The sequence below is a fragment of the Synechococcus sp. WC10meta genome (assembly GCF_047461475.1).
On the sequence record NZ_JANSHF010000011.1, the window covers coordinates 15,136 to 32,128 of the forward strand.

General features: G+C 59.5%; 19 protein-coding genes. 10 read left to right on the forward strand and 9 right to left on the reverse strand.

Annotated elements, in window-relative coordinates; translation table 11 throughout:
* Positions 1-8 precede the first annotated feature (8 nt).
* Entirely contained in the window at positions 9-776 is a 768-nt protein-coding gene (locus NW804_RS07070; protein ID WP_414396594.1) for an MlaE family lipid ABC transporter permease subunit, read from the forward strand.
* A 7-nt stretch (positions 777-783) separates the two neighbouring features.
* On the opposite strand, the gene NW804_RS07075 is transcribed toward NW804_RS07070, so the two are convergent.
* From NW804_RS07075 to NW804_RS07105, 7 genes are all read right to left on the reverse strand, one after another.
* On the reverse strand, positions 784-1,581 hold the full coding sequence (locus NW804_RS07075) for an ABC transporter permease (RefSeq protein WP_414409855.1): 798 nt from the start codon (positions 1,579-1,581) through the stop codon (positions 784-786).
* A 419-nt stretch (positions 1,582-2,000) separates the two neighbouring features.
* Positions 2,001-2,951 carry a LysR substrate-binding domain-containing protein gene (locus tag NW804_RS07080; RefSeq protein WP_414423192.1) on the reverse strand — a complete coding sequence of 317 codons (951 nt, stop codon included), beginning with the start codon at positions 2,949-2,951 and terminating at the stop codon, positions 2,001-2,003.
* Positions 2,952-3,060: 109 nt separating this feature from the next.
* Entirely contained in the window at positions 3,061-3,630 is a 570-nt protein-coding gene (locus NW804_RS07085; protein ID WP_414423193.1) for a thermonuclease family protein, read from the reverse strand.
* Positions 3,631-3,738: 108 nt separating this feature from the next.
* Positions 3,739-4,209, reverse strand: coding sequence for a YqeG family HAD IIIA-type phosphatase (locus NW804_RS07090; RefSeq protein ID WP_414409852.1), 471 nt, complete (start codon positions 4,207-4,209; stop codon positions 3,739-3,741).
* A gap of 2 nt (positions 4,210-4,211) precedes the next feature.
* A complete protein-coding gene (gene mltG, locus NW804_RS07095) occupies positions 4,212-5,360 on the reverse strand; it encodes an endolytic transglycosylase MltG (RefSeq protein ID WP_414420717.1) in 1,149 nt (382 codons plus the stop codon).
* 99 nt (positions 5,361-5,459) lie between these two features.
* Positions 5,460-6,209, reverse strand: coding sequence for a UMP kinase (gene pyrH / locus NW804_RS07100; RefSeq protein ID WP_414396578.1), 750 nt, complete (start codon positions 6,207-6,209; stop codon positions 5,460-5,462).
* A 101-nt stretch (positions 6,210-6,310) separates the two neighbouring features.
* Positions 6,311-7,033, reverse strand: coding sequence for a TMEM165/GDT1 family protein (locus NW804_RS07105; protein WP_414420718.1), 723 nt, complete (start codon positions 7,031-7,033; stop codon positions 6,311-6,313).
* 113 nt (positions 7,034-7,146) lie between these two features.
* Here NW804_RS07105 and NW804_RS07110 point away from each other — a divergent pair, with 113 nt between their 5' ends.
* The 3 genes from NW804_RS07110 to NW804_RS07120 all read left to right on the forward strand — a co-directional run bounded on the left by NW804_RS07110 (position 7,147) and on the right by NW804_RS07120 (position 8,762).
* The gene (locus NW804_RS07110; protein ID WP_414420719.1) at positions 7,147-8,151 is read left to right on the forward strand and encodes a CobW family GTP-binding protein; all 1,005 of its coding nucleotides are present in this window, start codon (positions 7,147-7,149) and stop codon (positions 8,149-8,151) included.
* 69 nt (positions 8,152-8,220) lie between these two features.
* A complete protein-coding gene (locus tag NW804_RS07115; RefSeq protein ID WP_414423194.1) occupies positions 8,221-8,547 on the forward strand; it encodes a hypothetical protein in 327 nt (108 codons plus the stop codon).
* Between the two features lie 2 nt (positions 8,548-8,549).
* Entirely contained in the window at positions 8,550-8,762 is a 213-nt protein-coding gene (locus tag NW804_RS07120) for a hypothetical protein (protein ID WP_414396568.1), read from the forward strand.
* A 9-nt stretch (positions 8,763-8,771) separates the two neighbouring features.
* Here NW804_RS07120 and guaA read toward each other — a convergent pair whose 3' ends face one another.
* On the reverse strand, positions 8,772-10,322 hold the full coding sequence (gene guaA / locus NW804_RS07125) for a glutamine-hydrolyzing GMP synthase (protein ID WP_414409848.1): 1,551 nt from the start codon (positions 10,320-10,322) through the stop codon (positions 8,772-8,774).
* 279 nt (positions 10,323-10,601) lie between these two features.
* On the opposite strand from guaA, the gene NW804_RS07130 reads away from it, so the two are divergent.
* The 3 genes from NW804_RS07130 to NW804_RS07140 all read left to right on the forward strand — a co-directional run bounded on the left by NW804_RS07130 (position 10,602) and on the right by NW804_RS07140 (position 12,828).
* Complete coding sequence (locus NW804_RS07130; RefSeq protein WP_414423195.1) at positions 10,602-11,576, forward strand: hypothetical protein; 975 nt, start codon at positions 10,602-10,604, stop codon at positions 11,574-11,576.
* Positions 11,573-12,379, forward strand: a complete 807-nt coding sequence (gene rsmG, locus NW804_RS07135) for a 16S rRNA (guanine(527)-N(7))-methyltransferase RsmG (RefSeq protein WP_414423196.1) — start codon at positions 11,573-11,575, stop codon at positions 12,377-12,379. The genes NW804_RS07130 and rsmG overlap by 4 nt, the downstream gene beginning before the upstream one ends.
* Before the next feature lie 167 nt (positions 12,380-12,546).
* The gene (locus NW804_RS07140) at positions 12,547-12,828 is read left to right on the forward strand and encodes an RNA recognition motif domain-containing protein (protein ID WP_414396558.1); all 282 of its coding nucleotides are present in this window, start codon (positions 12,547-12,549) and stop codon (positions 12,826-12,828) included.
* A 4-nt stretch (positions 12,829-12,832) separates the two neighbouring features.
* On the opposite strand, the gene NW804_RS07145 is transcribed toward NW804_RS07140, so the two are convergent.
* Positions 12,833-12,970: a hypothetical protein gene (locus NW804_RS07145; protein WP_414423197.1), complete on the reverse strand. Its 138-nt coding sequence runs from the start codon at positions 12,968-12,970 to the stop codon at positions 12,833-12,835.
* Between the two features lie 244 nt (positions 12,971-13,214).
* Here NW804_RS07145 and aspS point away from each other — a divergent pair, with 244 nt between their 5' ends.
* Genes aspS through NW804_RS07160 form a run of 3 tightly spaced genes read left to right on the forward strand, consistent with a single transcriptional unit; the run spans position 13,215 to position 16,976 of the window.
* Positions 13,215-15,020: an aspartate--tRNA ligase gene (aspS, locus tag NW804_RS07150; protein ID WP_414423215.1), complete on the forward strand. Its 1,806-nt coding sequence runs from the start codon at positions 13,215-13,217 to the stop codon at positions 15,018-15,020.
* Between the two features lie 39 nt (positions 15,021-15,059).
* Positions 15,060-15,836: an enoyl-ACP reductase FabI gene (fabI, locus tag NW804_RS07155; RefSeq protein ID WP_414396552.1), complete on the forward strand. Its 777-nt coding sequence runs from the start codon at positions 15,060-15,062 to the stop codon at positions 15,834-15,836.
* A gap of 21 nt (positions 15,837-15,857) precedes the next feature.
* Complete coding sequence (locus tag NW804_RS07160; RefSeq protein ID WP_414423198.1) at positions 15,858-16,976, forward strand: AI-2E family transporter; 1,119 nt, start codon at positions 15,858-15,860, stop codon at positions 16,974-16,976.
* Positions 16,977-16,993 lie beyond the last annotated feature (17 nt).

Sequence of the window (16,993 nt, forward strand, 5' to 3'; positions counted from 1 at the left end):
CGGGGCCCATGAATTGGTTCCAGCGGCTTGGCAGCAGTTTTCTGCTGGCTGGTCAGGTGATCCTACACCTCCTGCAGGGCCGTATCCACCGCCGCAACACCCTGGAGCAACTGGCAGCGGTGGGGTTGGACTCGCTGCTGATTGTTTTGATTACGGCGGTGGTGATTAGCGGCGTTTTCACCATCCAGGTAGCTCGAGAATTCCTCAACTTTGGGGCCTCTTCTCTAGTTGGGGGGGTTTTGGCCATTGCGCTTGCCCGCGAGCTGACGCCAGTGGTAACAGCAGTAATCCTAGCCGGACGCGTGGGATCCGCCTTTGCCGCAGAGCTAGGCACGATGAAGGTCACTGAGCAGATCGACGCCCTTTACCTGTTGCGCACCGATCCGGTGGACTACTTGGTGATCCCACGGGTGTTGGCGGCGGGGCTCATGCTGCCGGTGCTCACCATCCTCTCCCTGCTGACGGGGCTAGTTGGGGGAATGATTATCTGCGCTTCGGTTTACAACATTTCTTCTTCTGTCTTTCTTACCTCAGCGCAGACTCTCCTCACCGCTTGGGATTTAATCGTCTGTTGCTTGAAGGCGATGGTGTTTGGCGCGCTCATTGCCATTGTTGGCTCCAGCTGGGGCCTTTCCACGAGTGGGGGGGCCAAGGGGGTGGGGCGCTCCACCACGGATGCAGTTGTAACAGCGTTGCTGGGCGTGTTTGTAACCAACTTTCTGATTTCTTGGCTCGCCTTTCAGGGGCTAGGTAGCGCTCTTAGCCGCGCGCTGTAGCCCCTCTCTAGCGGCATTGTTGCTGGCGCGAGCGGCGGAGCAGGGGAAGTCCCATCACTGCCACCAAAGTTGCCAAGATGATCACGGTGGAGAGGGCGTTGATCTCCGGCGTCACTCCTCGCCGCGCCATGCTGTAGATCAGAATGGGCAGGGTCTGGCTTTCGGGGCCACTGGTGAAAAAAGAGATCACAAAGTCATCTATCGAAAGGGTAAAAGCCAGTAGAGCAGCAGCCAGGATCCCTGGCAGGGCAAGCGGCAGCGTGACGTGGCGCAGCTTCTGCCAGGTGTTGGCGTAGAGGTCGTAGGCAGCTTCTTCCAAGGCAGGATCCAAAAGCTGGAGGCGGCTGCGCACAACAAGGGCCACAAAGGCAATCTGGAAGGTGACGTGGGCCAAGATCATCGTTCCCAAGCCCAGCTCAAACCAGCCGGTATAGGCGCGCACCAGCTGGTAAAACAGCAGCAGCCCGACGGCCATCACGATATCGGGGAGGGCTACTGGCAAAAGCAGCAGACCCTGCACCATCTTTTTGGCGGGGAAATGGTAGCGGTAGAGGCCGTAGCCTAATAGGGATCCCAGCAGCGTGCTAGCCAGGGTGCTGGCCCCTGCTAAGACAAAGGTATTTTGCGTTGCCTGCCAGACTGCGGCATTGCGAAAGAGAGCCAGGTACCAATCGAGGGTAAAGCCGGTCCACACCAGGCCAAAGCGGGCGCGGTTGAAGGAATAGACGGCAATGAGCAAAATCGGCAGGTAGAGAAAGCCATAGATGGCATAGCTCACGCCCCGTAGCCAGATGGGTCTTCTCACCAATTTGCCCTCCCTGCCGTCAAACTCCTGCCTTGCCAGAATCCACCTACCCCTTAAGTTTATAGACATCTCCCCTTTGGCAAACCGGGCCCTGCCTATAGCTGTCTCGGGGGAGGGGTGGTACTCAGAAACTCTCGCCCAAAGGTAGGACTTGCTCTGCAGGTAGGCCCCTGGCAAGATCTGAAGCTGCGCGCCAGGGATTGCCTCTGCCTAGGTCTTGGCAATGCCAAGAGGGAAGGGTGTCGTCTCGCTTGGCGGCAACTACCAGTGGGCTCTCCTCACTAGTTTGCTCCGAGGAAGTGACGCCTGGGGTGGGGATCCTTCTGGCGGGGTGGTAGGCGGTCAAAGGCCTCTGGTCCCCTTCGCGAGGCAAGTACTTTCAGAGCCGCAGTCGTTCCAACAGCTCCTGCTTTTGCAGCTCAAGCCAGCAACTGCAGGTGGCGCGGAGGCGTCTTTAGCCAGTCCTGGTAGCCCAGCAAACCCTCGCGAAAGCGGGTGGCCGCTTGCGACTGGTAGCGCTCGGGGTTGTAGGCTAGCCAAAGGGTGCGCCGTATCTGCAGCCCTTCCACCTCCAGCTTTTGCAGCCGCCCCTGCTCCAAGTCAGATCCCACGGCCGCCATTGACAGAAAAGCCACCCCCAGGCCGGCCTGGATGGCATTTTTGATAGCCTCAATGGAACTAAGCTCCAGCCGCACCTGCAACTGCGCAGGGTTAATGCCGTGGCGACTCAGGGCTCGGTCGATAGTCTGCCGCGTGGAGGATTGGGGATCCAGGGTAATAAAAGGCAGCGTCACCAAATCGCCTAGAGCAGGAGCAGCAGGGGTGCAGCCGGGGGCGCCAACCAACACATACTCATCCTCTGCCACAGCAATTACCTTCAGATGCCGCTGCAGTTCAAACGGGATCTCTCCTCCAACTATGGCCAGGTCTAAGCGACCGTCAACCAGCTTTTGAGCAATTCGCCGAGTGGATTGCACCAAGAGCTGCACAGCTATGCCGGGGTAGTAGCGGTGGTACTGGGCAATTAAAAAAGGCATCACATAGGTGCCTACCGTTTGGCTAGCCCCCAAGACCAACTGTCCCCTTCCCATCCCCTGCACTTCCGCCAGGGCCTGAACGGCCTCCCGGCAAAGCTTGAGGATGCGCTCGCTGTACTGAAGCAACACTTGCCCTGCATCCGTCAGCTCCACCTTGCGCCCGCTCCGGTCAAACAGCACTACCCCCAACTGGCGCTCCAGGTTCTGCACTTGCAAGCTAACCGCCGGCTGGGAGATGAATAGACTGTCAGCGGCCCGACGAAAACTTCCCTCCTGGGCAATGGCTTGGACGATGAGGAGCTGATCTAGGGTAAACGGCAATCCATCGGCCATAGAGAACTCCAACTGCCGGTGTGGATCCTCAAGGATCTGGCTGGCGGCGCCAAGAGCCCCCTCGAGATACCACTATAATGCGACCAATAAGGCAAAGTAATCAGAAGCCCTAGCGGGGGCTATAGGGGGCCCAATAGCCTCGGCCCTGCTGCTTTGCAGCATTGGCAGCTTCCTTGAGGATAAGTCCGTACTTGAGGCCATCCGTTTGCCTTGCTAGCAGGCCATGCCCCAAAAACAGCACCTCCTGGTTGATGAGGGTGTGGGCCTGCCAGACGTAGGCGGGCAGGGTTGGTCCAGGAGCAAGGGCCGGATCCAGCTCTAAGAGCACCTCGCGCCCCAGCAAAGTCGTTTTTAGGTATTGGCCGGCAGCGTAGATAGGCAGAGGGGTTTGCCGCCGCAGCTCTGTCCAAGTAGGGTTGATCCCCCCTGGCAAGGGATCGACCCCAATCAGGTGCACCAGCCGCGCCTGTAAGTCCCCTTCAATTTGCACAACCAGGGTGCTGGAGTCAACTACCCCAATGACTTCTGCCCGTTTGAGCTTGGCGAGATCGGGACGGGCCACTGGGGTCAGGCCCCAGGCAGGAGAGGCTGCAACCAGCAAGGGTACGGCCAGCAAGCTGCTCAGCCAACTTCGTCCATGGGGTAGAGACGGAACTAAGCGCAGGGATTTTTGCAGCATGGGCTTTACCTGTTCCAGGGCAGATTTGACGAGGGGGAGGGGTTTCTACTGGGCCGCAAGGGGGGATCCGGCTACCTCGTCACTTTACAAAAAACTTGGGCCAAGGGGTCAGCTTGGCAGAATTTGCTGCTGTTTCCCTGGGCCGACCCCGTTGACCAGGACGGTCACCAAGCCCAGCCGGTTGCCCGCCAGAATATCCGTCCACCGGCGATCGCCTACTATGGCCACTGCCTCGACCGGCAAGCCCATGTGCGCCACAGCCTGTCGCAGGGCGCGCCGCGAGGGTTTGCCAGCCCCGTGAATGAAAGGTAGGTTCAAACGCTCGCCAATTTGCCGAATGCGGTTGCGGTTGAGGTTGTTGCTCACTAGCCAAATCTGAAAGTGGGGGCGCAACTGCTCTAGCCAAGCCGCTACTGCTGGATCCACCTCCGTCTGCCGGCTCGGCACCAGCGTGTCGTCTACGTCAAAGATGATGCCCCTTACCTGCCAGGCCCGCAGCTCCTCTGTCTGCAGCTGCAAGACAGTGCCATCCACGACCACATCCGGCTGCAGGAGCTTAAACCAAGGCTTGCGAACCATCGCTAGGGACTTGTTGGCGAAGGAGGTTGCTGGAGTTGACTAAGAATTTGCCGTTGGGCCGCCTCGTGCTCCGCTAGGGTTCTGCTGAAAACGTGGGTGCCATCGTAGCGGGCCACAAAGTAGAGGTAGTCGGTCTCCTCAGGCTCCAAAACAGCTCTCAGGCTGGCCAGGCCAGGGTTGGCAATGGGGCCAGGAGGCAGGCCGGGGTTGAGGTAGGTGTTGTAGGGAGAGGGGGTGCGCACCTCGGCAAGGGTGAGACGGCGGGCTGGGGTTTGCTGGATGTTGAGGGCGTATTCTACGGTTGGGTCGGCAGCCAGCGGCATTCCTGCTTTGAGGCGGTTCAAAAAGACGCCTGCAATCAGGGCTCGCTCTTCTGGCACTGCAGCCTCCCGCTCCACGATGCTCGCCAGGGTAACCCACTCGTGCAGCGAGAGAGGGGTGGCATGCTGCCGAAACAGGGGCAGGGCCACCTCGGCGAAGCGCTGCAGCATAGCGTTGATGACTAGCTCAGCCTTCTGGCGATCCGGCAGGGATCCCTCCAGCTGCTCGGCAGGGAAGAAATAGGTGTCGGGGAAGAGGTAGCCTTCTAGGGAGCTGAGGTTGGGAGGCAGCCAATCGAGGGGAGGGATCACACGAGCCGTGGCGATGAAGACCTCGGCTGGGATCCAATTGCGCTCGGCCAAAGCCTCCGCGATCTGTTGAATCCGCCAGCCCTCCGGGATGGTGAGCCGCCGCTGCAGAATGCGGCCCTGTCGCAGTTGCTGGGCCACTGCCAGCATGTCTTGGTTGGGATCCAGAGCGTAGGTGCCCGCCTGAAATAGCCAGTTGCGCCCCAAGGTGCGGCTCCACAGCTCCCAGGCCAGCGCCGAGCGGATCACCCCTGCTTGCTGGAGTTGTCTCCCAATCTGGCGGCTGCTGCTGCCCGGCTGAATCGTTACTTGGATTGGCTCTGAACCCCCCACTGGCTGAAGCCAGGTTTGCCATCGCCAGTAGCCCAATCCTCCTGATAGAACCAGCAGAAAAATCAAGCTCTGCCAAAAACGCTGGCTCCCACGCTTGCGGAGGTGCTGCACAGCAGCCAGGGGTGCCTCAGCGCTTTGCTTTGCAGCGCGCTTGGACGAGAGGGGATCCCTGGGCCCCTGAGCCGTCATCGCCTTCCTCTTTCCATGGCGGAAACCCTGCCCCAGCCTGCCTTGGTTGTCGGCAGCAAAATCATCATATCCTCCCCTGACCTCCAGCCAGTCGGAGCCCTAGGGAGAAGGCTTGTCGATCCCGTTGCTCCCCGAACTCCTTTGGCCAATCCAAGTACCGATGGGCTCTCCCTGCACAGCCCGATAAATGTTGCCAGGGGTAGTCAAGTCAAAGACGACGATGGGGAGTTGGTTTTCCTTGCAGAGGGCAATGGCCGTACTATCCATCACCCGCAGATCGCGGGTCAGCACATCCTGGTAGCTGAGGACATCGTAGCGGCGGGCCTGGGGGTGAGTTTTGGGATCGGCATCGTAAACCCCGTCCACCTTGGTGGCCTTGAAAATGACTTCGGCGTCGATCTCCGCTGCTCGCAGGGCTGCCGTGGTGTCAGTGGTGAAGAAGGGGTTGCCGGAACCCGCCCCGAAGATCACCACCCGCCCTTTTTCCAGGTGACGAATGGCGCGGCGACGAATGTAAGGCTCTGCCACCTCCTGCATGGCAATGGCCGTCTGCACGCGCGTCGGGATCCCGGCCCGCTCAATAGCATCCTGCAAGGCCAAGGCGTTGATGACGGTGGCCAACATGCCCACGTAATCAGCAGAGGCCTGATCCATTCCCTGCGCAGCCGCCTCTTGGCGCCCACGCCAGATGTTGCCCCCTCCCACCACAATGGCCACCTGTACCCCGGCTTGCACCACCGTGGCTACCTCGTTGGCAATGAAACTCAAAACCTTGGGGTCGATCCCGTAGGAACGATCCCCCATCAGGGCTTCGCCACTTAGCTTCAGGAGAATCCGTCGGTATTTCATAACTCCTCCGCTCCAGCCCACCCCTGCAATACAATAGCAGGTTTAGGGGAGAGCTCCCCGCCAGGGATCCAGCCCTAGAGGACAGGGCCGTTCCAAACCTCCTAGCCGCCGGCAGCCAGGGACTCTCCCAGCAAGCCTAGGCCAATGAGAACAAATCCCACGCCCGCCAGGGTTTTCATCCAACGTGGGGGGATAAGCTGCGCCACCCAGGCTCCGGCCCACACCTCGAGAAAGCTAGCGCTGATGAGGGCCGCAGCAGCCCCGCAGAAGATTACTGTCAGGTCTTGCGAGCGGGCACTGAGGAGCAGCGTAGCCAATTGGGTTTTGTCGCTCATTTCGGCCACCAGAATTGAGGCAAAGCTGACCAAAGCAGCCCGATTGGCTATTGGCCGGAGAGAAAAAGAGGAGGCTGGACTACCGTTTTCTCGGTTCACCACGTTCCTTTCTAGGCGAGCACTCTGCCACTCCCGCCACAGCACATAGACTCCGATCATTAAAAAGCCCACTCCCGCCGCCCACTCTACCCAGGCTGCCGGGATCACCTGACCTAGCCATCCCCCCAACAGGACACTGAGCAAGGTGGCGGTGACCAAGGCACTGGCCGAGCCAAAAAAGATGGCCCAGGGAGACTGGGACTGGGCGCTTAGAAGCAAGATTGCCAACTGGGTCTTGTCACCCATTTCCGCCACAAAAACCGTTAAAAAGGTAACCAGCCAAAGGTGCAGTGGCGATCCCTCTCCCAGGTTGTTCTCAGAAGCAGAGGTTACAAGAGGTAGCGGCAGGGCTAACCCCAACTGCTCCGGCCAAAAGGGCAGCAAAGCCATAGCACCCGCTTCCTAACCGCCTTCATTAGCTTACTGCATGGCCTAGCCGCTGGAGCTAGTCCCCTGCGGACGCAGGTAAGGTAGAAGAAGGACATCCACATTGGCAGCGCGCTATGACCACAACCCTTGAAGTGCCTAAGCGGGGCTTACCCGTTACCATCATCACCGGCTTTCTGGGGAGTGGGAAGACCACTCTCGTAAACCACATCCTCAGGAATCAAAAGGGAATGCGCACGGCGGTGCTGGTCAACGAGTTTGGGGAAATCGGCATCGACGGCGAGCTGATTATCTCCAGCGAAGAAGACCTGGTGGAGCTGAACAACGGCTGCATCTGCTGCACCATTCGCGATGACATTGTCGACAGCGTGCTGCGCCTGATGGAGCGCTCGGACAAAATCGACTATCTGGTGGTGGAAACCACTGGGCTGGCGGATCCCTTGCCGGTTGCCCTCACCTTCTTGGGACCGGAATTGCGGGATCTGACGCGGCTTGATTCGATTATCACCCTGGTGGATGCTAGCAACTTTGCCCCCGATCTGTTCCACAGCGACGTAGCCTACAGCCAAATTGCCTGTGGGGACGTCATCCTCCTCAACAAAACTGACCTTGTCGAAGCGGCAGAAATTGAGCGCTTGGAAAAACGCATCCGCGAGATCAAGGAAGATGCCCGCATCTTGCGCACGGTCAACAGCGTTGTTCCCCTAGAGCTCATCCTAGATACCGATCTATTTCAGCCCAGCTCCCTGCCCCAGGAGGAAGCCCACGAGGCTGAGCACGACCACGAACACGACCATGAGCATGGCCACTCGCACCACAGCCACATCGAGGTTGAGGGTTTTAACTCCCTCTCCTTTGAAAGCGATCGGCCCTTCTCTCTGGACGCCTTCCAAAACTTTCTCAACGAGTTGCCTGAGGCGGTCTTTCGGGCCAAAGGGATCCTATGGTTTGAAGAAAGCCCAGAGCGGTATATCTTCCACCTCAGCGGCCGACGCTACACCCTCAGCAGCGATGAGTGGCCTCGCCAGCCCAAAAACCAGTTGGTGCTCATCGGCCAGCACCTCGATACGGCCAAGCTGCGGCAAAAGTTGGAAGCCTGTCTTGTCCCTGCGCCCGTCTAGGGCTAGGAGTTAGTCGGGCCCTGTTCCAGCAGCCTTGCGAGGGGAGCCTTGAGAGAGGGCATCCCGCCCATGGCCGACATTTTTGTGATGATCCGCAACCAAGCCAACAATGCCCTCACTTCCATCGAGGGGATCCCTTTTGTCGCCTTCTTGGAGCAGGAGGGGAAACGGATTGGGGAAGAAACCATCGAGTTAATCTACGCCGACGCCGGCTTTGATGACCTACCCGTTGGGGAATACATTGTGGGAGTACGGCACGGGCGGGTGGAGCCGCCAAAAGCCACCTGCTCAGTAGTCATCAGGGCTGTCGATGAAGTTGTTTTGGTAACATTTACTTACCTTGAGCCCGAGCGGGTACTGCTGAACACTCGCATTGCTGTGGAAAAAAGGCTGTAACCATGACCGTTAAAGCAATCCCATCCCACTCCATCAAAGCTTTCCGCTATCGAGTGTTCTGTTTGGGACAGGATCTCTGGAAAGCCCAGGATCCAATTAGCCGTGCCAATTTGGCCCTGCAACTGGCCGATGCCGCTACAACCTTGGCCCGCCTGGAAGTCCAAGCCGCCCAGGCTCAGCTTTCCCACTCTCTCCCGAAAGCAGGCCCTCGCTAGGGATCCCGTCTACTCCCATTCGATGGTGCCCGGAGGCTTAGAGGTGATGTCGTAGACCACCCGATTGACACCCGGAACCTCGTTGACGATGCGGTTGGAGATGGTGGCCAAGAGGTCGTAGGGCACCCTGGCCCAGTCTGCCGTCATGCCGTCCTCGCTGGTAACCAACCGCACCACTACCGGGCAAGCATAGGTGCGCTTGTCTCCCATTACCCCCACCGAGCGCACTTCTGGCAGCAACACGGCAAAGGCTTGCCAGAGCTTGGAGTAGTAGCCAGAGCGGTTAATCTCTTGGCGAACAATTATGTCGGCCTCGCGCAGGATCTCCAGCCGCTCTTGGGTAACCTCTCCTACAATGCGGATGGCCAGCCCCGGCCCTGGAAAGGGGTGACGATTAACGATTTCTTCCGGCAGGCCCAAGGAGCGAGCCAGCTGCCGCACCTCATCCTTGAAGAGCTTGCGCAAGGGTTCTACCAGCTTAAAGCGCAGATTTTTCGGCAAGCCGCCGACATTGTGGTGGCTTTTGATCTTGACGGCAATCCGCTCCCCAGTTACCGGATCCACGTTGGTGTTGGCCGACTCGATCACATCCGGGTAGAGAGTGCCCTGGGCCAGGTACTCGAAAGGACCCAGCCGCTGCGACTCCTCCTCGAACACGCGAATGAACTCTGCCCCAATGCGCTTGCGTTTTTCTTCTGGGTCGGTAACCCCCTTCAACTGCTGGAGAAAGCGCTCTTGAGCATCTACATAGTGGACGGGGATGTGAAATTGCTCCTGGAAAAGGCGCAGCAGCCGCTGCGGCTCGCCCTTGCGCATAAACCCTTGGTCGATGAACACGCAGGTGAGCTGGTCGCCAATGGCCTTGTGCAGCAAGAAAGCCAGGGTGGAACTATCCACCCCGCCGGAGAGAGCCAGCAACACCTTCTTGTTGCCCACCTGGGCGCGAACCTCTCGGATGGCCTCCTCCAGAAAAGCCTCCGTGGTCCAGGTGGGCTCGCAGCGGCAGATGTGATAGACAAAATTGCGCATCAGGAAAGCGCCGCCCTCGGAGTGGGCCACCTCTGGGTGAAATTGCACTCCGTACAGACGACGGACGGGATCGGCGATGGCAGCAAAGGGAGTGTTGTCCGTGGCGGCCAGGGCGTGAAAGCCTGGCGGCAATTCAGTAACCACATCCCCATGGCTCATCCACACAGTGCTGTTTTCTGGCAGGTTGGTGAGCAGGTCAGTGGGATCCAAAACATGGAGGGCGGCGCGGCCATATTCGCCTTTGCGGGCAGGCTCTACCCGGCCCCCCAACTGTTGCACCATGAGCTGCATGCCGTAGCACACGCCCAAGGTGGGGATCCCCAACTTCCAGATCTCCGGGTCGCAGGCGGGAGCACCCGGCTCGTAGACGGAGCTGGGGCCGCCGGAGAGGATAATGCCTTGGGGCCGCAGTTGCCGCAGTTGTTCGGCGGTGGTGCGGTAGGAGAGAATTTCCGAATAAACGCGGGCTTCACGGACGCGACGGGCAATCAGCTCCGAGTACTGGGAGCCAAAGTCGAGAATGACGATCATCTGGCGCTGCACCTTGAGGGGGGAGCCGGAAAAAACTTACCCAGGGCCGGATGAAAAGCAGGGCCAAGAGATTAGCTGGGGATAACATCGTAGCAAGGACAGAGAGCTTTCCTGCAGGCATCTACCCTGGAAAACCTCTCTCAGGGAGCTTCTCGCAGAGGAGCTTTTGGGGCAAAACCGCCCCCTGGATCCCTGATAGAGTTTGCCATCGGCCAGGCCTGAAAGCGGGCAGAATGAGGATAGCGCTCTAGGCCAGTGGGCATAGCGCCAGGGATCCCTATGTCCACCCTCGTTGCCGAATCCTTTCAAACCTATCTACGTCGCCGCCGACGTCTGCTGGCCCGCCGTTTCAAGCACCAGCAGGGGTGGGTTGCGGTTTTGGCTCTCTTGGCCTTGTACTTGCTCAGTTGGGAGGCCCTGGGCAAGAGTAAGCTGTTACCGCTCCCGTGGCTAGCGGTGATCCCGCTGCTGGGGGGAGGGCTCTACAGCCTAGGCGCCGCGATGATCTGGAGGCTGCGCCAGCGCTGCTCCGCCCAGCTTTTGGCCGAAATGATCAGCTTGCCCCATTTGGCTTTAGCTGCCTTGATCTGGCTGGGTCTGGCCACTTGGGGAGAGCAGCTTTCCCCTTTCCTGCTACGCCAAAAAAACCAACTGTTGGCCGGCCTGGTACTCAGTTGGCTGGTGGCCCAGGGGTGGAGTTTTCTGCGTCCCGGCTCGATGGTAGAGGTGGGACAACTGTGGGCCGATTACCTGCAGGAGCTACGGGCTTCGGTGCTACAGCCCTGCTACTGCCGCCTGGAGGCCTGTCGCCAGGCGCTGCGCTCCTATCAGGCTATTTGGCAAGACCTCCAACTGGAAGAGCTGGAGGCCCAGCACCTCGTCCAGCTCCTGTCCGAATCCTTGCTGCCGCTGGCCTTGCCCCTCAAAGTCTACGCCCGCCAGGTTCACCACTGCTGTCAGCAGCTAGCAGCCCTGCTGGCGCAGATGCAAGAGCGGGTGGAGCGGCTGGAGCAGGTGCTTTTGGAGGTGGAGCTGGAGTTGGCCTCCCGTCAGCCTTTCCAGGCTCAGGCCCAGCCGATTAACCTCTTGCTGGAGGAGGGGATCCCCTACCAGGAGCTGGATTTGCAGGAGTTGGTTTGCCTAAACCAGGAACTGCTGGGGGCGGATCGCTCTTTGCAGGGCTTGACCCAGGAGCTTAAGGGTTGGGCCGAAAAAGCCATCCCTGCCGCCTTGAAGCTGAGCCTCCCAGGATGACCAAAGCCGAAAAGACCCCGCTGGTTCCACTGGAGCCCCCCGAGCTCAAGGCGCTGTGGGCAAGGTGGCTAGCAGAGCTGGGTTGGCAACCCACGGAGCGCCAGCAACGGCAACTGCAGCAGCTCTACCCCCTGGTGATGGCCGGCAACCGCACCCAAAACCTCACCCGCATCACTGACCCCATCGACTTCTGGGAAAAACACCTGTGGGACTCGCTGCGGGGCCTGTGCTTGCTGGGTCCGTGGGAGGTCATTCAAACCCAGCCCTGGCGGGGCATCGACGTTGGCACTGGAGCAGGCTTTCCAGGGATCCCGGCCCAAATTGCCCTACCCCAGGCCAGCTTTACCCTGCTAGATAGCACCCAGCGCAAAATTGCCTTTGTGCAAGGCGTTTTGCAGCAGCTCTCCCTGGCCCAGGCGCGGGCAGTGGCCCAGCGGGCGGAAGTTTGGGGGCAAGACCCGCAGGAACGTGGCAGCTACGATCTGGCCCTGGCCAGGGCTCTGGCCGCAGCGGAGATTTGTGCCGAGTATTGTCTGCCCCTACTAAAGGTGGGAGGACGCGCCATCCTCTATCGCGGCCATTGGACCAGGGCCGAAGCCCAAGTCCTGGAGCGGGCCCTCTCCCTTTTGGGAGGGAAACTGGTTCACATCGAAGCCTTCACCACTCCCCACAGCCACAGCGTGCGCCACTGTCTGCTGCTGGAGAAAGTGGCTCCCACACCAGCTCTCTATCCCCGCCCTCCTGGTGTTCCCCGACGTCAACCCTTGGGGCGGGGCAAGCCTTCCCAAAGGTTGCAATCCTGAATTTCCTGGCTCGGGGATGTCTGCAGAAAATTTTGGAGGGGGGAGTTTGCAAATGCTGCGGCTAGGACTAAGATGGGGTTGGCATCAGTTTCGGATCAAGCCAAGGGTCTAACCAGGCGAGCTTCCGAACTGAGCGCTAGAGGGTAAAGTTCGGAGTTCGCAGGGTTATGACCATTTTTGTCGGCAACTTGTCCTTCAAGGCCAGTGAAGAAGACCTGCGTCTGGTTTTTTCTGAATACGGCACTGTCAAGCAAATCAAGATTCCAGTAGATCGCGAGACAGGCCGCAAGCGAGGCTTTGCCTTTGTGGAGCTGGAAAACGAAGCCGACGAGCAAAAAGCTATCGAAGAACTGGATGGAGCTACTTGGATGGGCCGAGATTTAAGAGTTAACAAGGCACTGCCGCGTCAGGCCAGCAGTAGCCGAGGTGCTCGTCCCTCCCGCTTCTAGGTCGTCAGGTTGCCGTGTTGAGGGAGTAGCTGGCGTACATCCCCAGCAGGCTACCGCTGACGCCAAACAGGGATCCCAGCAACCTCACTTGGTGTAGTCGAGGCACTAGCAATAGGAGAGTGAGGCCCACCCCTGTCAGCACGTTGGCGTTGCTCGCCCTCGGGGTGTTGCCGAAGAGGAAGTAGCGATGCAGGCCCGCTGGCGGATGGGAATCAGTACCGAGGAACAGCTCGGTGCCGAGACAGTGTGCCCTGGGGGTGTCAAATCCCGCTCTCGTCCAAACGGTTGCCGCCGAAGCGGGGGTTCAGGTAGCCGAAGGGGCTCCCAGACAGGAGGTCTGAGTTTTGTATGATAGGGGCTCAGACCCTTGTTCTCTCACCTCTGCCATGCCTGCTGCCATCCGTCGCCCGCCTCGCTCTCTCTACTGTGGCCAAGTGCGCCCAGACCATATCGGCCAGACGGTTACCCTCTACGGCTGGATTGACCGCCGCCGCGACCACGGGGGCGTGATCTTCCTCGATTTGCGGGATCGCTCCGGCATTGTGCAACTGGTGGCCGATCCCCAGAAGACTCCTCTTTCCTACGAGCTAGCCAAGGAGGTGCGCAATGAGTACGTGGTGCGGGTAACAGGAACAGTTCAGCCCCGGCCTGCCGACTCCTTCAACCCCCGCCTGGCCACGGGCGAAGTGGAGGTTTATGCAGAGCAGCTGGAGATTCTTAGCCGGGTGGCCAAGCAGCTTCCCTTCAGCGTCTCCGGGGAAGAAGGGGAAGAGGTGCGGGAGGAGATTCGCCTGCGCTATCGCTACCTGGACTTGCGCCGGGAGCGGCTGTCGCGCAACCTGCAACTGCGTCACCAGGTCATCAAGGCCATCCGCCGCTTTCTGGAAGACGAGGAAGGCTTCATCGAGGTAGAGACCCCCATCCTCACCCGCTCTACCCCGGAAGGCGCCAGAGACTACCTGGTGCCCAGCCGCCTCAACCCCGGGGAGTGGTTTGCCCTGCCGCAGTCGCCCCAGCTTTTTAAGCAGTTGCTGATGGTGGCTGGTGTAGATCGCTACTACCAAATTGCCCGCTGCTTTCGGGATGAGGATCTGCGGGCGGATCGCCAGCCGGAGTTTACTCAGTTGGACATGGAGATGAGCTTCATGGATCAGGAGGCAATCCTGGAGCTCAACGAGCGGCTCATCTGCCATATCTTCAAAACCGTTAAAGGGATCGACCTGCCCCGGCCCTTCCCACGGCTAACCTACGCCGAGGCCATGGATCGCTACGGTTCCGACAAGCCCGACACCCGCTTTGGGCTGGAGTTGGTGGATGTTTCGGCGGTGTTTCAGGGATCCCGCTTTCAAGTCTTTGCCAAAGCCCTGCAGCAGGGAGGAGTCGTCAAAGTTCTGCCAGTGCCCGGCGGCGATGAACAGATCTCCAACACCCGCATCAAACCGGGCGGAGATCTGTTTAAGCTCGTCACTCAGTACGGGGCAGGCGGTTTGGCCTTCATTCGGGTGCGTCCCGACAGCCTCGACACCATTGGTGCCCTCAAGGAGAGCCTCAGCCCTGAGCAGGAACAGCAGTTGCGGCAGCTGACCAACGCCAAGCCAGGGGATCTGCTGCTGTTTGGGGCAGGGCCGGCTGCCGTGGTCAACGAGTCGCTGGGCCGGCTGCGGCTGCATCTAGGCCATGAACTGGGTTTGATCCCGGAGAATGCCTTGAATCTCCTCTGGATTACGGATTTCCCGATGTTTGAATTCAACGCCGAAGAAAACCGCCTGGAAGCCCTGCACCACCCCTTTACTGCTCCCCATCCTGACGACTTGGCCGACTTGAAGACGGCGCGGGCCCAGGCTTACGACTTGGTCTGGAACGGCGTGGAAGTGGGGGGGGGATCCCTGCGCATCTACCAGCGGGAGATCCAGGAGCAGGTTTTCCAAATCATTGGCCTTAGTCCTGAGGAGGCGCGGGAGAAGTTTGGCTTTTTGCTAGAAGCTTTTGAGTACGGCACCCCACCCCACGGGGGCATTGCCTACGGACTGGACCGGCTGGTGATGCTGCTGGCAGGGGAAGATTCCATTCGCGATGTCATCGCCTTTCCCAAGACCCAGCAGGCCAGGTGCTTGCTCACCGGCGCTCCCTCCGGTGTTGAGCCCAGGCAGCTTAAAGAACTGCACGTAGCCTCCACCTACCACCCCGGCTAAACGACGGATAAGCATCCACCCCTACTTCTTGGTCTCCCTATGCTAGATCTGACCGGAAAGAAAGCCTTGGTAACCGGCATTGCCAACGAGCGCTCCATTGCCTGGGGCATTGCCCAGCAGCTGCACAAAGCAGGAGCTACGTTGGGGGTTACCTACTTGCCGGACGAGCGGGATCGTTTCAAGACGAAAGTCCAACAACTCACTGAGCCCCTGCAGCCGGATTTTCTCCTTCCCTGCGACGTCCAAAGCGATCAGCAAATCAACGACCTATTTCAGGAAGTGGCCCAAAAGTGGGGCCAGCTCGACATCCTGGTTCACTGCCTGGCCTACGTCAAAAAAGAGGAGCTGAGCGGCAACTTTAGCGATATCTCGCGGCAGGGGTTTGCCCTGGCCATGGATGTAAGCACCTACTCCCTGATTGCCCTCTGCCGGGCCGCTAAGCCCCTCTTGAGATCCGGCAGCAGCGTCCTCACCCTCACCTACTTAGGGGGAGTGCGAGTGGTGCCTAACTACAACATGGCTGCTGTCACCAAAGCGGGCCTAGAAACCTGCGTTCGCTACCTGGCAGCCGAGCTGGGCCCCGCCGGGATCCGGGTGAATGCCATTTCTGCTGGACCCATTCGCACCTTGGCTTCCTCGGCCATTGCTGATTTTCATGCCATGCTGCACGCGGTCGAGGAGAAAGCTCCCCTGCGGCGCAATATTACCCAGCTCGAGGTGGGCAATGTGGCAGCTTTTCTGGCCAGCGACCTAGCTAGCGGCATTACTGGCCAGGTGATCTACGTAGATAGTGGATATAGCATCCTGGGTTTTTAGGCTCGGTGGGATCTCCCTGGCATGAACCGCTTTTCCCCCTTGCAGCGGCTGCTAGTGACCTGGATTTTGATGGTCATTAGCGGCTGGCTGGCCCTGCAAGTGGGCCGTCTGTTTGGCCATCTGCTCGCCACCATCCTGACAGCGGCGGTACTGGCTTTTTTGCTCAACTACCCAGTCCAGGCGCTGCAGCGCTACCGGGTCAACCGTGTTGTAGCGGTGGCTTTGGTCTTTGCCCTCTCGGTGGTGCTGCTGGTTTTGGTGGGGATTGCCGTTGTGCCCCTCCTGGCTAAGCAGGTGGTGCAGTTGGGGGCACGGATCCCTGAGTGGGTGGATACTTTACAACATTGGCTTGGCCAGATTAGCCTCTGGGCTGCCGAGCGCAACATCAATCTTGGCCAGCCGGAGCTGGTGAACACTCTCCTCAGCCGCCTGCAGGCCGGTGCCGAAAAAATTGCCAGCCAATCCCTCGACATCCTCCTGGGCACCTTTAACCAGGTGGTCGACTTGGTGTTGGTCTTGGTGTTGGCCTTCTACATGCTGCTCTATGGGGGCCAGTTTTGGCAGGGGTTGCTCAGCCTCTTTCCCAAGCCCTGGGGGCCGCGCATCGGCGAAGCCCTGGTGCTCAGCTTTCAGAACTTTCTCATCAGCCAGTTGGTGTTGGGGTTCATGATGGCCCTGATGCTGGTGCCAGCGTTTGGGCTGCTGCGAGTACCCTTTGGGCTTTTGTTTGGCCTCTTGATTGGCCTGCTGGAGGTGATCCCGCTGGTAGGGGGCTTCATTGGTATTGGCGCGGCAGCAGTGCTGCTGGCCTTCCAGGACATTTGGCTCAGCCTCAAGGTGGTGCTGGTCTCCCTGATCGTGCAGCAGATCAAGGATCGGGTCATCGCTCCCCGGCTGATGGGAGAGCTGATTGGCCTCAACCCGGTGTGGATCTTGATTGCCCTGTTGGCGGGGGCACAGCTGGGGGGCATCCTGGGCGTGATCGTTGCCATCCCCCTCAGCAGCGCGGTGAAGAGTCTCTACGAGGTGGCCCGTTCCGCCGAGTTAGCCGCCGAAGAGGGGTTGGACTTGACGGCAAAGGTGACCTCCCTCGGCAAAAGCCCCCTCGAAACTCGCCGGGAGGAGATCCAGGAGGTCTAGCTTCCAATAGGCATTGT

Excerpts from the sequence above, each read along its gene's own strand:
- mltG (WP_414420717.1), bottom strand. The coding sequence starts at position 5,360 with ATGACGGCTCAGGGGCCCAGGGATCCCCTCTCGTCCAAGCGCGCTGCA.
- rsmG (WP_414423196.1), top strand. The coding sequence starts at position 11,573 with ATGACCAAAGCCGAAAAGACCCCGCTGGTTCCACTGGAGCCCCCCGAG.
- NW804_RS07130 (WP_414423195.1), top strand. The coding sequence starts at position 10,602 with ATGTCCACCCTCGTTGCCGAATCCTTTCAAACCTATCTACGTCGCCGC.
- NW804_RS07090 (WP_414409852.1), bottom strand. The coding sequence starts at position 4,209 with ATGGTTCGCAAGCCTTGGTTTAAGCTCCTGCAGCCGGATGTGGTCGTG.
- NW804_RS07120 (WP_414396568.1), top strand. The coding sequence starts at position 8,550 with ATGACCGTTAAAGCAATCCCATCCCACTCCATCAAAGCTTTCCGCTAT.
- NW804_RS07105 (WP_414420718.1), bottom strand. The coding sequence starts at position 7,033 with ATGGCTTTGCTGCCCTTTTGGCCGGAGCAGTTGGGGTTAGCCCTGCCG.
- NW804_RS07140 (WP_414396558.1), top strand. The coding sequence starts at position 12,547 with ATGACCATTTTTGTCGGCAACTTGTCCTTCAAGGCCAGTGAAGAAGAC.
- NW804_RS07080 (WP_414423192.1), bottom strand. The coding sequence starts at position 2,951 with ATGGCCGATGGATTGCCGTTTACCCTAGATCAGCTCCTCATCGTCCAA.
- guaA (WP_414409848.1), bottom strand. The coding sequence starts at position 10,322 with ATGATCGTCATTCTCGACTTTGGCTCCCAGTACTCGGAGCTGATTGCC.
- aspS (WP_414423215.1), top strand. The coding sequence starts at position 13,215 with ATGCCTGCTGCCATCCGTCGCCCGCCTCGCTCTCTCTACTGTGGCCAA.
- NW804_RS07160 (WP_414423198.1), top strand. The coding sequence starts at position 15,858 with ATGAACCGCTTTTCCCCCTTGCAGCGGCTGCTAGTGACCTGGATTTTG.
- pyrH (WP_414396578.1), bottom strand. The coding sequence starts at position 6,209 with ATGAAATACCGACGGATTCTCCTGAAGCTAAGTGGCGAAGCCCTGATG.
- NW804_RS07085 (WP_414423193.1), bottom strand. The coding sequence starts at position 3,630 with ATGCTGCAAAAATCCCTGCGCTTAGTTCCGTCTCTACCCCATGGACGA.
- NW804_RS07110 (WP_414420719.1), top strand. The coding sequence starts at position 7,147 with ATGACCACAACCCTTGAAGTGCCTAAGCGGGGCTTACCCGTTACCATC.
- NW804_RS07070 (WP_414396594.1), top strand. The coding sequence starts at position 9 with ATGAATTGGTTCCAGCGGCTTGGCAGCAGTTTTCTGCTGGCTGGTCAG.
- NW804_RS07115 (WP_414423194.1), top strand. The coding sequence starts at position 8,221 with ATGGCCGACATTTTTGTGATGATCCGCAACCAAGCCAACAATGCCCTC.
- fabI (WP_414396552.1), top strand. The coding sequence starts at position 15,060 with ATGCTAGATCTGACCGGAAAGAAAGCCTTGGTAACCGGCATTGCCAAC.